10 protein-coding genes and 1 pseudogene are annotated in these 13980 nt (G+C 67.0%); 8 read left to right on the top strand and 3 right to left on the bottom strand.

The window, feature by feature from the left end:
* Positions 1-67 precede the first annotated feature (67 nt).
* The 5 genes from ACYVAN_RS15370 (at position 68) to ACYVAN_RS15350 (ending at position 5871) form a co-directional block, all read left to right on the top strand.
* Positions 68-901, top strand: a complete 834-nt coding sequence (locus ACYVAN_RS15370; protein ID WP_460960123.1) for a hydroxypyruvate isomerase family protein — start codon at positions 68-70, stop codon at positions 899-901.
* Positions 902-942: 41 nt separating this feature from the next.
* Positions 943-1854 carry a 2-hydroxy-3-oxopropionate reductase gene (locus ACYVAN_RS15365; protein ID WP_460960121.1) on the top strand — a complete coding sequence of 304 codons (912 nt, stop codon included), beginning with the start codon at positions 943-945 and terminating at the stop codon, positions 1852-1854.
* A 40-nt stretch (positions 1855-1894) separates the two neighbouring features.
* Positions 1895-3670, top strand: a complete 1776-nt coding sequence (gcl, locus tag ACYVAN_RS15360) for a glyoxylate carboligase (protein ID WP_460960119.1) — start codon at positions 1895-1897, stop codon at positions 3668-3670.
* Between the two features lie 10 nt (positions 3671-3680).
* Positions 3681-4823 (top strand): glycerate kinase, encoded by a 1143-nt coding sequence (locus tag ACYVAN_RS15355; protein WP_460960117.1) that lies wholly within the window; start codon positions 3681-3683, stop codon positions 4821-4823.
* 175 nt (positions 4824-4998) lie between these two features.
* Complete coding sequence (locus ACYVAN_RS15350) at positions 4999-5871, top strand: fumarylacetoacetate hydrolase family protein (protein ID WP_460960115.1); 873 nt, start codon at positions 4999-5001, stop codon at positions 5869-5871.
* 162 nt (positions 5872-6033) lie between these two features.
* Here ACYVAN_RS15350 and ACYVAN_RS15345 read toward each other — a convergent pair whose 3' ends face one another.
* Positions 6034-7152, bottom strand: coding sequence for a 5-methyltetrahydropteroyltriglutamate--homocysteine S-methyltransferase (locus ACYVAN_RS15345; protein WP_460960114.1), 1119 nt, complete (start codon positions 7150-7152; stop codon positions 6034-6036).
* Between the two features lie 283 nt (positions 7153-7435).
* Here ACYVAN_RS15345 and ACYVAN_RS15340 point away from each other — a divergent pair, with 283 nt between their 5' ends.
* The 3 genes from ACYVAN_RS15340 to ACYVAN_RS15330 all read left to right on the top strand — a co-directional run bounded on the left by ACYVAN_RS15340 (position 7436) and on the right by ACYVAN_RS15330 (position 12385).
* Positions 7436-8215 (top strand): IclR family transcriptional regulator, encoded by a 780-nt coding sequence (locus ACYVAN_RS15340; protein ID WP_460960112.1) that lies wholly within the window; start codon positions 7436-7438, stop codon positions 8213-8215.
* A 266-nt stretch (positions 8216-8481) separates the two neighbouring features.
* Positions 8482-9768: an Nramp family divalent metal transporter gene (locus tag ACYVAN_RS15335; RefSeq protein ID WP_460960110.1), complete on the top strand. Its 1287-nt coding sequence runs from the start codon at positions 8482-8484 to the stop codon at positions 9766-9768.
* 166 nt (positions 9769-9934) lie between these two features.
* Positions 9935-12385 carry a beta-glucosidase family protein gene (locus ACYVAN_RS15330; protein ID WP_460960108.1) on the top strand — a complete coding sequence of 817 codons (2451 nt, stop codon included), beginning with the start codon at positions 9935-9937 and terminating at the stop codon, positions 12383-12385.
* 74 nt (positions 12386-12459) lie between these two features.
* On the opposite strand, the gene ACYVAN_RS15325 is transcribed toward ACYVAN_RS15330, so the two are convergent.
* Together ACYVAN_RS15325 and ACYVAN_RS15320 are read right to left on the bottom strand one after the other, a co-directional pair.
* The gene (locus ACYVAN_RS15325; RefSeq protein WP_460960106.1) at positions 12460-13473 is read right to left on the bottom strand and encodes a GlxA family transcriptional regulator; all 1014 of its coding nucleotides are present in this window, start codon (positions 13471-13473) and stop codon (positions 12460-12462) included.
* A 169-nt stretch (positions 13474-13642) separates the two neighbouring features.
* Positions 13643-13980, bottom strand: a pseudogene (locus ACYVAN_RS15320) (hypothetical protein); the annotation flags it as partial.

The following is a 13980-nucleotide window of genomic DNA, read 5'->3' as shown; positions in this document are numbered from 1 at the left end:
ATCGGCCCAGCACCGCGCACTTATGAACAAGGCCGTTCCCACAACGGAGAGAAAGGAAGCAGAGACGATGACCCACTCTCTGCCGTACGAAGTCAACTGCTCGATCCTGTTCACCGAACTTCCCCTGTTGGAACGCCCAGCAGCGGCCAAGGAAGCCGGTTTCGATGCCGTCGAATTCTGGTGGCCGTTCCAGACCGCGGTCCCGGCGCAAAGCGAAGTGGACGCCTTCGTGCATGCGGTCGAGGATGCGGAAGTCCAGCTGACCGGATTGAACTTCTTCGCCGGTGACATGCCCGCCGGTGAACGAGGCCTCGTCTCGTGGCCCGCCCGGCTCCAGGAATTTCGGGACAACATCGACGTCACCGTTGCCATCGGTGAACGCCTGGGATGTACGGCGTTCAACGCCCTGTACGGAAACCGCGTCGACGACGCCACCGACCAGGAACAGGACGACACGGCCGCGGAGAACCTCGCGCTCGCCGCACGGGCCGCCGCCCGCATCGGCGGCACCGTCCTGGTCGAGCCGGTGAGCGGTCCGCAACCGTATCCGCTTCGCACCGCTGCCGACGCGCTCGCCGTCATCGACCGGGTGCAGGCCGAGTCCGGTGTGACGAACCTCGGACTGCTGGCCGACCTCTACCACCTCGCGGTCAACGGTGACGATGTGGAAAAGGTGATCGCCGACCACATTGGACGGACCGCACACGTGCAGATCGCCGACCACCCCGGTCGCAGCGAGCCGGGAACCGGTTCCCTTCCGCTGCAGCAGCAGCTCGCCGCACTCGAAAGCGGTGGCTACCGCGGCTGGGTCGGCCTCGAGTACAAGGCCGCCAACGATACGGAAAGCAGCTTCGGCTGGTTGCCGCGTGAGCGTCGCGGATCCGCCAGCGGACGTGGCTGAACGGTTCCAGCCGAACCCCGGACCGCCAACGGCGGACGACGTTGGATCAGAAATTGGAGGAGGAAAGAATGAGCTCGATCGCATTCATCGGCCTGGGAGTCATGGGCAGCCCCATGGCGGTGCACCTCGCCAAGGCCGGCCACGACGTGACCGGATACAACCGCACGCCCGGCAAGGACGGCCCGCTGCTGGATGCGGGCGGCACCTCGGCGGATTCCATCTCGTCGGCGGTCCACGGCGCCGACATCGTCTGCGTCATGGTTCCCGACAGCCCGGACGTCCGTGACGTGCTGGCCGGCCCTGACGGAGTTTTCGAGAACAGCAAGCCCAACACGCTGATCATCGACTTCTCCAGTATCCGGCCCGATGTCACCGTCGAACTCGCCGGCCAAGCTGCGGAGAAGGGATTCCGGCTTCTCGACGCTCCCGTCTCCGGAGGCGAGGCCGGCGCCATCAACGCTGCCCTGTCCATCATGGTCGGTGGCGACACGCTCGACTTCGAGGCCGCTTCCGAGGTCTTCGACCACGTCGGCAAGACGGTCGTCCACGTGGGGCCCAGCGCATCCGGGCAGACCGTCAAGGCCGCCAACCAGCTGATCGTCGCCTCGAACATCCAGGCGCTGTCCGAGGCCATGGTCTTCCTCGAAGCCTACGGCGTGTCCACCCGTGCCGCGTTGGACGTGCTCGGGGGCGGTCTCGCCGGATCCAAGGTGCTGGAGCAGAAGCGCGAGAACATGCTTTCCCGCTCGTTCGAGCCCGGATTCCGGATCGAACTGCACCACAAGGACATGGGAATCGTCTCCGCCGCCGCACGTGAGGCGGGTGTGGTCGTGCCAGTGGGATCGCTGGTCGCTCAGCTGATGGCTTCCGCGAACGCGGTCGGTGATGGCGGACTCGACCACTCGGCTCTGCTGCGCGGGGTCGAGCGGCTCTCCGACCGCGAATCCACCTGATCCCACCACCAACGGTTCAGCTGAAACGAGGACGAACGACATGACGCGCATGCGCACCGTCGACGCCGCGGCCCTCATCCTGGAGAAGGAGGGGGTCAGCCAGACCTTCGGTCTGCCCGGCGCCGCGATCAACCCGTTCTACAGCGCCATCAGACAACACGGCGGAATCGGCCACGTGCTTGCCCGCCACGTCGAGGCGGCCTCGCACATGGCCGAGGGCTACACCCGGGCCGCCGCGGGAAACATCGGTGTCTGCGTCGGCACTTCGGGCCCGGCCGGAACCGACATGATCACCGGTCTGTACTCGGCTTCCGCCGACTCGATACCGATCCTGGCGATCACCGGTCAGGCGCCGGTCGCCAAGTTGCACAAGGAAGATTTCCAGGCCGTCGACATCGAGTCCGTGGCGAAGCCGGTCACCAAATGGGCGGTGACCGTCCTCGAACCGGCACAAGTCCCGGGGTCCTTCCAGAAGGCGTTCCAGCTGATGCGCTCGGGGCGGCCCGGCCCGGTACTCATCGACCTGCCGATCGATGTGCAGCAAGCCGAGATCGAATTCGACATCGACACCTACGAGCCGTTGCCGGTGGCGCCTCCCGCGGCGACACGTGCGCAGGCGGAGCACGCCCTGGAGATGCTCAACGGCGCCGAGCGTCCGCTCATCGTCGCGGGTGGTGGAATCATCAACGCCGACGGTTCGGACCTGCTCGTCGAGCTCGCCGAAACGCTCGGCGTCCCTGTGGTCCCCACGCTGATGGGCTGGGGCGCCATTCCGGACGACCACCCGCTGATGGCCGGCATGGTGGGTCTCCAGACCGCCCATCGCTACGGCAACGCGACGATGCTGGAGTCCGATTTCGTGCTCGGCATCGGAAATCGGTGGGCCAACCGGCACACGGGTGGTGTCGACACCTACGTGCGGGACCGCACGTTCGTCCACGTCGACATCGAACCCACCCAGATCGGCAGGGTGTTCGCGCCGGACTACAGCATCGTTTCCGATGCCAAGGCGGCTCTCGAGGTTTTCGTCGAGGTGGCGCGGGAGTGGCGGGGCGAGGGCAAACTCGCCGACCGCGGCGAGTGGGGTCGGGCGTGCAGGCAGCGCAAGGCGAGTCTGCACCGCAAGACCCACTTCGACACGGTTCCGGTCAAGCCCCAACGGGTCTACCAGGAGATGAACCGGGCGTTCGGGCCCGATACCAGGTACGTGTCGACCATCGGCCTGTCACAGATCCAGGCAGCGCAGATGTTGCACGTCTACCGACCCCGGCACTGGATCAACGCCGGTCAGGCCGGACCACTGGGTTGGACGGTTCCCGCGGCGCTCGGGGTTGCGAAAGCTGACCCGGATTCCACAGTGGTCGCCCTGTCCGGGGACTACGATTTCCAGTTCTTGGTCGAGGAACTCGCCGTCGGTGCACAGTTCAACATCCCGTTCATCCACGTCCTGGTGAACAATGCCTATCTCGGTCTGATCCGGCAGGCCCAGCGTGGTTTCGACATGGACTACTGCGTCCAGTTGTCCTTCGAGAACATCAACGCACCCGAGGTCGGTGGGTACGGCGTCGACCACCTCAAGGTCGCGGAAGGCCTGGGGTGCAAGGCGCTCAGGGTGTTCGAACCGGACGGGATCCTCGACGCGCTGGAGGAAGCGAAGAAGCTCATCGTCGAACACCGCGTTCCCGTCGTGGTCGAGGTCATCCTCGAACGGGTCACCAACGTGTCGATGGGAACCGAGATCGACGCGGTGAACGAGTTCGAAGAGTTGGCCCAGGGGCGCGAGGACGCGCCCACTGCCGTGACGACGCTGGATTGACCGGAGCGTCATGACCACAGTGCTCATCGCCCCGGACAAGTTCAAGGGTTCACTCACCGCCGACGAGGTGTGCGGAGCCTTATCAACCGGACTGCTGCGGTACGACCCCGGACTCGAGGTACGGTCCGTTCCCATCGCCGACGGCGGGGACGGAACCGTCGCGGCCGCCGTGGCCGCCGGATACACCGAAGTCCGCGTGGTGGCCGGCGGTCCGACCGGTGAACCGTTGACCACCACCTACGCCCGCAGCGGCGAGCGCGCGGTAGTGGAACTGGCGGGCGTATCCGGACTGTCCCGGCTTTCGGATGGCGTCCATGCGCCGCTGACCGCGACCAGCAGGGGAGTGGGGGAGGTGATCGACGCCGCCGTCGAGGCCGGTTGCCGGGACATCGTGCTCGGCATCGGCGGCAGCGCCAGTACCGACGGCGGGGCCGGGCTCGTCCGGGCCCTTGGGGCACGGCTGCTGGATGCGGCCGGTGAAGAACTCGGTTCCCGCGGGAGTGATCTGTCCCGGCTCGACACCGTCGAGCTGGGACGGCTCGCCGAGCGGTTGCGCGGTGTCCGGATCACGGTGGCTTGCGATGTCGACAATCCACTCACCGGTCCGCGCGGAGCGGCAGCGGTGTACGGGCCGCAGAAGGGTGCGTCTGTCAGTGCCGTCGCGTTCCTGGATGCCGCGCTCAGCCGCTGGGCGGACGTCGTCGCCATGACCACCGGACGTGATGTGCGCGCTGTCCCTGGGGCGGGTGCTGCAGGCGGCGTCGGTTTCGCGGCGCTCGCGTTGATCGGCGCCGAACTGCGGCCCGGAATCGAGCTCGTGCTCGAACTGGTCGGCCTCCGGCGACACCTCGGGGAGGCGGACCTGGTCATAACCGGTGAGGGCTCCCTCGACGAGCAAACCCTGCACGGCAAGGCGCCTGCCGGGGTAGCGGAGTCCGCCCGGAAGTGGGGTGTCCCGGTCGTCGCGGTCTGCGGCCAGACCTCGTTGCTGTCGGAGGACTTGCGGGCGGCCGGGATTCGCGCGGCGTACGCGCTCACCGACATCGAACCCGATCGGGCCCGCTGCATGACCAACGGCGCAACGCTGCTCGACGAGCTCGGAGAGCGCATCGCAGGCGAACATCTCAACGAGCACGGAAGGAGCTTCGCTTGAGGGACATCGGAAACCAAGTCACCGCACCCGGTTCTGCGGAACAGGGGCAGTCAGGACCCGGCAGTGGTTCCGGCACGGCCCGCATCGAACCGACCGATTCCCGACGGATCGCGCGTGCGGGCGGACCGAACGCACCAACCGGCCCGTCGACCGGACGAATCACCGGAAGTGCACCGTGAAACTCGTCCGGGTCGGCGAGCCCGGGTTCGAACGTCCCGGTGTCCTCGACGGCGACGACCGCATCCGCGATCTGTCGGCATTCGCCACCGACGTCGACGGGGCGCTGGTCGCCGATACCGACAGGTTGAATGCCGTGCGGGCCGCGTTGGAGACCGGCGAGCTACCGGTGCTGGAAGGCGTGCGGCGATTCGGGCCGCCCGTCGCGCGACCGGGCAAGGTGGTCGGCATCGGGTTGAACTACCACGATCACGCCGATGAAGCGGGAGTTGATCCGCCGGCCGAACCGATCGTGTTCTTCAAGCCGAGCAGCAGCATCATAGGGCCGTCCGACCTGATAGTCGTTCCCGAGGACAGCGAGCACACCGATTGGGAGGTGGAGCTTGGGGTGGTGATCGGTTCCCCGCTCCGTGCGTGCGGTGATCCCGATCTCGCCACGCGAGCGGTCGCCGGCTATGCCACCGCGAACGACCTCACCGAGCGTGCTCACCTCCAGCAGGGACCCACCTGGGCCAGGGGGAAGTGCCACGACACGTTCTGCCCCCTCGGCCCGTGGCTGGTCACCGCAGACGAGGTCGCGGACCCGCAGGTACTGCAGCTGGACTTGTGGGTCAACGGCACGCGACGCCAGCGCGGTAGCAGCTCGGACATGGTATTCGGCGTCGGCGAGGTGTTGGCCCACCTCAGCGGGTTGATGACCCTCGAACCGGGTGATCTGGTCCTCACCGGCACACCGGGTGGTGTGGCGGCGCTGCATCCCGAACCTCGCCCCTTCCTGCGAGCACGCGACGTGGTCGAGGCCGAGGTGCAGGGGCTCGGCCGCCAACGAACCGCGGTGGTGCGGGCCACGGGAACGTTGGCGAGTGGTTGACGACCGGAGATTTGGTGGCCCCGGAGATGTGGCGGGCACCGGTGGTGGACGGCGGTATCGGAGCCGTCCACCACCGAGCACTGCGGGTCGGCGCAGTCAGTGCGCGGACGCATCCCGGCACAGCGCCGGGCCGGAGCGCCGGAGACCGGGTCCCTGCCGGGCTCAGCCCCAGATCTCCTCCGCGGTCTCGACCACGAGCTCGAGTTTGGCCCACTGCTCGTCCTGCGTCAGCGAGTTTCCCTCCACAGTGGAGGAGAAACCGCATTGCGGCGACAGGCACAGCTGGTCGAGCGAGACGAACTTGCTGGCCTCTTCCACACGGCGCTTGAGGTCGTCCTTGCTCTCCAGCTTGCCGTGCTTGGTGGTGACGAGACCCAACACCACCTGCTTGCCCTCCGGCACGTACCGCAGGGGCTCGAACCCGCCTGAACGTTCGTCGTCGAACTCCATGAAGAAGCCGTCCACCGAGAGCTCGTTGAACAGCACCTCGGCCACGAACTCGTAGCTGCCTTCGGCTGCCCACGAGGACTGGAAGTTGCCCCGGCACATGTGCGTGGTGATGTGCAGTTCCTCGGGCCGGTTCGCCAGCGCCGCGTTGATCTGCCGGATGTAGCGCTCGTGCTGGTGCTCGGCGTCGTCGCCGCGGTTCGCGATCAGTTCACGCTGAGCGGGGTCGTTGAGGTAAGCGAGACTCGTGTCGTCGAGCTGCAGGTAGCGGCATCCCTGCTGGGCGATTCGCTGGATCTGTTCCGCGTACGCCGAGCTGAGGTCAGCCCAGAACTCTTCCTCGTCCGGGTAAGCGGTCCGGTCGATCTGCGCCCGGCCACCTCGGTAGTGGACCATGCTCGGGGATGGAATGGTCAGCTTCGCCACCGAATCGGTGTTGTCCCGGAGAAAGCGGAAATCTTCGGCGAAGATCGTTTTGTCCAGGGAGATCTTGTCGCTGACCCGGAGCGCCGCGGGGGAGAAGTCCACCTTGCCCTCGGCGTTCTTGAACTCCACGTTCATGTGCTCATCGGAACGGGTGATGCCGCCGAGCTGGTAGATGAAGTCCATGTGCCACGAATTGCGGCGGAACTCCCCGTCCGTTGCGCTGGACAGACCGATGTCGGCCTGCCGCCGCACCGTTTCGCGGATCGCCTCGTCCTCGACCTCGTGCAGGCGTTCCGCGCTGATCGCCCCTGTGCCGTACTGCTTCCGGGCATCGAGCAGGTAATCGGGACGCAGCAGGCTTCCCACATGGTCGGCGCGGAAAGGTGGGTTCGTTCGGGCATTGGGCATGGAATGGCCTCGCAAGGGGTCTGGGGGTCGGTGCACGACGCGTTCGCTCGCGGCGCCGAACCGCGGCTGCTCACCGTGGTGGGCGTGGAGCTGCGGCTGTCGGGACTCTCGCCGTGCCATCGATGTCCGGTCGACCCCTGTTTTCGATGAGTGAAAGACTCTTGATGACGCTGTGCGGGTGTAGCGGTGTGATCGGCCGTGCGGACACGTGCGTTCCGGCGGGTGGGGTCGGCCGGTCCGCGGGCTGAAACCCCATGTGCGGGCGGGCGCCCATAATGGGTTGATGGTGGCGGGACGTGCGGAGCCGGAACCGATGGCCGAGAGCAACGGCGGTCACCGTCGCTCGGTCACCAGCAAGGTGCTGGCGTTGTTGGAGGCCTTCACACCGGCCTGGCCGGAACTGACCCTGTCCGAACTCGCCCGGCGGGCCGGCCTGTCGCTGCCCACCGCACATCGGCGAGTGGCGGAATTGGTCGAGTGGGGTGCCCTCGAACGCGGCCCGGACGGCAGGTACCGCGTCGGCTTGCGCCTGTGGGAGGTGGCGTCGCTGGCACCGCGAGGTCTCGGCCTGCGGGAAGCGGCGATGCCGTTCCTCGAGGACCTTTACGAGGTCACCCACGAGAACGTGCAGCTCGCGGTACGCGAGGGCCTGGAAGTGGTGTTCGTCGAGCGCATTGCCGGTCGGAGCGCTGTTCCGGTGCTGACTCGGGTCGGCGGCCGGTTCGCGTTGCACGCCACCGGGGTGGGGATGGCACTGCTCGCCCACGCCCCGAGGGAGGTGCAGGACGAGGTACTCGGTGCGCCGCTGCGGGCCTACACCGAAGCGACGATCACGAAGCCGGAACGCCTCCGGGAGGTACTCGCCGGGGTCCGCCGCAACGGTTACGCGGTCAGCAACGGGCAGATGACGGCGGACAGCGTCTCGGTCGCGGCACCGATCACCGGTCCCGACGGTTCGGTGATCGCGGCGGTGTCTCTGGTCGTACACGCCGACGGTGCGCGGGCGGGCGCCCTGGCTCCGGTGGTGCAGGCGGCGGCTCGCGGTATCGGCCGGTCGCTGTAGGCGCGCAGCAGCCGCTCAGCAGCTCAACTCCAGCGCGTCGAGCAGGTGGTGGTCGAGGGTGGTGTGGTGCCGTGGGAGTGGCACACACCCATCTGATCGATGGGAAACGTCGATCGGTGTGGTGGCCGCTCACCGTGGGAGACCAGATGGTCACTCCCGCCGGGTGGTTGGGGAGAGCGCGACAACGGGTCACTCCGACTTTGGATTCTTAAGATTTTATCCAATCCGTCTTCCGTGTGACCGTCCTCACCCATACGTTGTGGGTCATGTCTGTCGATGCGACCTCCCACAGTCCCGCAGGGCCCGGTTGGCGGGCTCGACTGAAGCAGATCGGTCCCGGAATCATCGTCGCGGCCACGGGTGTGGGCGCCGGCGACCTTGTGGCCACGATGGCCGCGGGTTCGCGATACGGCTACGCGCTGTTCTGGGCGGTCATCCTTGGAACCGTGTTCAAGCTCGGCCTCGGTGAAGCGGTCGGCCGGTGGCATCTGGGTTCGAACCGCACGATCCTGTCCGGTTGGCGCACCCTCGGCAGGTGGGCGACCGGCTTCTTCGGGATCTACATCGTGCTGTGGGGATTCGTCTACGGCGCCACGGCGATGTCGGCAACGGCCTTGCCGCTGAACGCGATGTTCCCGGTCTTCTCCGTGCGGTCCTGGGGGATGCTCTGTGGGCTCGTGGGTCTGGCGATGGTGTGGTTCGGGCGCTACTTGGTGCTCGAGAAGATCATGACCGTGCTCATCGGCATCATGTTCGTCACGGTCGTCGGCACGGCGATCCTGGTGGGCCCGAACCTCGCAGCGTGGGGTGGTGGTCTGGTTCCGTCGCTGCCCGACGGTTCCATCACCTACGTCCTCGGACTGATGGGTGGTGTCGGCGGCACGATCACGATGGCCGCGTACGGCTACTGGACCTTTGCCAAGGGGTGGAACTCACCCGCGTGGATCCCGTTCATGCGTACCGACAACGCGGTCGGATACATCACGATGGGTTTGTTCGTGGTGGCGATGCTGATCATCGGCTCGGAAATGCTGCTCGGCCAGCAGGTGATCGACGGCGATGAGGGGCTGCTCTACCTCGGCGACGCGTTGGCCGCCGACTACGGACAGTGGGCGCGAATCCCGTTCCTCGTCGGCTTCTTCGCGGTCACGTTCAGCTCGCTGATCGGTGTGTGGAACGGCGTGAGCCTGCTCTTCGCTGATTGGTGGCGGACCTGGCGGCTTCCTCGGGAAGCGGCATCGGAGACCGTCGACTCCTACGACCACAAAGCAGGGGAGCACAGCACGCCTTTCCGGATCTACCTGCTGTGGTTGACGTTCCCGCCCATGATGTTGCTGTTCCTGGACAAGCCGTTCCAGGTCACCATCGCCTACGGAGTGCTGGGTGCGCTGTTCATGCCGTTCCTCTCGGGAACCTTGCTCGTCCTGTTGAACTCGAAGAAGCTGATGCCCGCTCCGTACCGGTCCCGGTTGTTGTCGAACACCGTGCTGACGATGTGCCTCGTGTTGTTCGTGGTACTGGCGGTGCACAAGATCGCGGGCTACGCCGCTTGAGCTCCGGCAGATAACGAATGAGCATAGTCCTCTGCTGGATTACTGGTGATCGCCCAGGATTCCTTCCGAGTACCAGGCACGACTGAGTACCGGGTCACCGAAGTTCGTCCCCCAGGACGGCTCGCGTACCGCGTCTTCGGCAACATCGTGTAAGGGAAAGGACCCCGTGCGGACCTACGATTCCGCCGTCGAGGCGGCCCTCGGTCAGCTCGACCTCGACGACAAGTCGCGGCTGCTGGCCGGTCAGGACATGTGGTCGCTGCCTGCTCTGCCCAAGATCGGCCTGGACTCGCTGGTCATGTCCGACGGTCCTGTCGGTGTGCGCGGAGTGCGCTGGACGGCCACCGATCCGTCGATCGCGCTGCCCAGCCCTACAGCGCTGGCAGCCAGCTGGGACGTGGATCTGGCGCGTCGCGCCGGACACCTGCTGGCCCAGGAAGCCCGTCGCAAGGGCGTGCACGTCGTGCTGGCCCCGACCGTCAACTTGCACCGTTCCCCGCTCGGCGGACGCCATTTCGAGTGCTACTCCGAAGATCCACATCTGACCGGCCGGATCGGCACCGGCTACGTGCGAGGAGTTCAGGAAGGCGGTGTCGGGACGACCGTGAAGCACTTCGTCGCCAACGACGCCGAAACCGAACGATTCACCGTCGACAACGCCGTCGGCACCCGCGCGCTGCGGGAGCTGTACCTCGCTCCGTTCGAGACGGTCGTGCGGCAGGCCCGTCCGTGGGGAATCATGGCTGCCTACAACTCGGTCAACGGTTCCACCATGACCGAGCATGGCCACCTGTTGAACGAGGTCCTCCGAGGAGAGTGGGGCTTCGACGGGTTCGTCGTCTCCGACTGGTTCGCCGCTCGCGACACGGTGCGCGCCATCACCGGAGGGCTGGACGTGGCCATGCCCGGACCGCGGACGGTCTACGGCGAGACGCTCGCACAGGCGGTGCGCGCAGGGGAAGTGGACGAGTCCGTCGTGGATGGTGCGGTCCGCAACGTGCTTCGGCTCGCCGCCCGGGTCGGCGTGCTGACCGGCGTTCCTGCCGCCGTCGAGCCCGAAGATCGTCCGCCGCACATCGAAGGCCGGACACTCGCACGGGAGGTGGCGCGCCGTTCCTCGGTACTGGTGCGCAACGAGTGCGGGATCCTGCCACTCACTCGGTCCACGACTCACCGCCTCGTCGTCGTCGGTGCCGCCGCTCAGGACCCCCGCATCCTCGGCGGAGGTTCCGCCGAGGTCTTCCCCGACCACATCGTCTCTCCGTTGGAAGGGCTACGCGAAGCATTGCCGTGCGGCACCGTGACGCATGCGGTCGGCGCCGACCCGGGGGGCGAACTCGTCGTCGCGGACAAGGGATTCGACCTGCGCGCCGTCGTCCGTAGCGCAGATGGCCGCATCCTCGCGGAGGAGGGACTGCCCAACGGCTCGGTCCAATGGCACGGCGACTTCCCCGATGGGGTCGACTACCAAGAGCTGCACACCGTCGAGGTGGTCGGCGCCTTCACTCCGCGCGAGACCGGTCGGCACCGCTTCGGCCCCAAGGGTCTGGGCGGATTCCGGCTGGTCGTGGCAGGGACCGTCCTGTTCGACGGAATCCAGCGGTCCGAGAGCAGTGGTCTTTTCGAAGCCGTCTTCGATGCGCCCGTGGTCCGGGGTCACGTGGAACTCGCCGCAGGAGAACGTGTCGACATCAGTCTGGTTCACACCGTGGACAAGACGGCCGGCCCTCTGCCGTTGGACTCGGTCGGTTTCGGATTGGCCCACGGCGAACCGCAGCGAGACCCCGATGAACTCATCGCCGAAGGCGTCACCGCCGCGCGGAAGGCGGACACGGCGGTCGTCGTGGTCGCCACCACCGAACGGGTGGAAAGCGAAGGTTTCGACCGGAGCACCCTCGAGCTCCCCGGGCGGCAGGACGAACTGGTCCGGCAGGTGGCTGCCGCCAACCCCCGCACTGTGGTCGTGGTCAACTCGGGATCTCCGGTGGAGATGCCGTGGCGAAATGACGTCGCCGCGATCCTGTTGAGCTGGTTTCCCGGCCAAGAGGCAGGTGCGGCGCTCGCCGACGTCCTCCTGGGGGATGCGGAGCCCGCTGGGCGCCTGCCCACGAGCTGGCCCGCGCTGCTCGACGAAGCGCCGGTCACCCGGGTGGCTCCGGAGAACGGCGAACTCGCCTACGAGGAAGGCGTCTTCATCGGCTACCGGGCATGGCAGCTGGTCGACCCCACACCGGCCTACTGCTTCGGACACGGCTTCGGCTACACGGATTGGGATTACGAGAGCGTCGTGTACGAGGCGGCGGGGGAGTCGGACCTCGGATCGGTGATCGTGCGCGTGCGCAACATCGGCGACCTCACCGGCCGCGAGGTGGTGCAGGTTTACCTCGCTGTTCCCGAGAACGACGTCGTCGAACGCCCGGCCAGGTGCCTGGCCGGTTTCGCTTCCGTGGAAGCCGCACCCGGCGAAGCCGTCGAGGTGACCATCGCGCTGCCTCGACGGGTTGTCGAGATCTGGAACGAGCAGACCGACGATTGGCGGTCCGTTCCGGGCGTCTACAGCGCCGAGGTCGGCCGGTCACTCGACGATCTGCGCCTGCGCACGGCAGTGGAAGTGTGACGTGCTGACGCTCCTGCCCGAGCGGAAGGTGCGCGGTCGACACGTTGCCGAATCCGGCTGGCTCGTGCCCGGTCCTACCGCTTCTCGTCCGCGCTCACAGGTCCGCTTCCGCGCACAGTGTGGAACGTTCTGCGGTACGCGCTCGGCGAGGTGCCGAGTTTGGCGCGCAGGTGCTGGCGCATCGCGGCCGCGGTGCCGAACCCGGCATCCTGAGCCACCTGGTCAACGGGAAGGTCCGTTTCCTCCAGCAGCTGCCTGGCGCGTTCGACGCGCTGCTGGGTGAGCCATTGGACCGGTGACAGGCCCATCTCGTCCCGAAAGCGCCGGGTGAAGGTGCGGATGCTCATCGACTCGCGTTCGGCCAGTTCACTCAAGGTCACCGCTCGGTGAAGGTGACTCAACGCCCAAGCGCGCGCGTCGGCCGTGGACGATCGCTGCGGTTCGGGTACCGCCCGTCTGACGAACTGCGCCTGGCCGCCGTCCCGGTGGGCAGGGACGACCGCACTGCGTGCCACGTCGTTGGCGATCGCTGCACCGTGGTCCTCGCGGATGATGTGCAAGCACAGGTCGATTCCGGCGGCCTCGCCTGCCGAGGTCAACACAGCACCGTCGTCCACGTAGAGGACATCGGGGTCGAGGTTCACAGCGGGATGCAGCCGGCGGAAGTGTTCGGCCGAGTTCCAATGCGTGGTCGCCTTCCGCCCGTCGAGCCGGCCGGCGCTCGCCAAGACGAAAGCACCAGTGCAGATCGAAGCGATGCGGGCGTCGTCCGGTACGCGCACCAGGGCTGCCGCCAGCGTGCCGGCAAGCTGCCCGTCGGACTCGTAGTCCTCGTCGGACGCGGGGATGAACACGGTGTCAGCCTCGGCCAGCGCCTCGGGGCCGTGGGTGACCGAGATCGGGAAATCGGCGGTCGTGCGTACTTGCCCGGGAGTCACCGCACACGTCACCACCTCGTACAGCTGATCGCCGCTCGCGCTCAGCGCCTTCGAGAACAGCTGGTGAACGATGGCCAGCTCCATCGGCAGCAAACCCTGGCGAACGAGGACGGCGATTCGATGCCGATCGGGGTGCAGGAAGGCGCTCACGGCCGCATTCTGACACCTGGGCTACGTCGGGCCACACCTTCGCGCACGGCGGGCACCGGGACGGCGACGTGCGACCCGGGTCGGCTGCTTCGCACTGTGTGGCGCCCCGAATACACCTCCGCCACGCCGACGAGGTCGACGTGGCGGAGGTTCTCGGTTGCGGAAAACGTCAGTGCGAGTCGGAATCGCGGGAGGAGCCCGCGAGGTCGACCGGCGGGGAGTCCGGCACCAACGACGGCTTGGTTTCGCCTCGGAAGACGAACTGGGCCTGGTCGTCGGGACCTTCGCCGTCCCAGCCCTCGACATCGACGATGATGATCTGACCCGGCTCGACCTCGCCGAACAGGATCTTCTCGGAGAGCTTGTCCTCGACCTCCCGCTGGATCGTGCGCCGCAGCGGACGGGCACCCAGCACGGGATCGAAACCACGCTTGGCCAACAGCTTCTTGGCGTTGTCGGTCAGCTCCAGGGACATGTCCTTGCCCTTGAGCGCGGTCTCCACCCGGC

Source organism: Parasphingorhabdus pacifica, assembly GCF_054779195.1.
The sequence above is the reverse complement of the archived record's forward strand: the minus strand, read 5'-3'. Positions and strand labels throughout refer to the sequence as shown.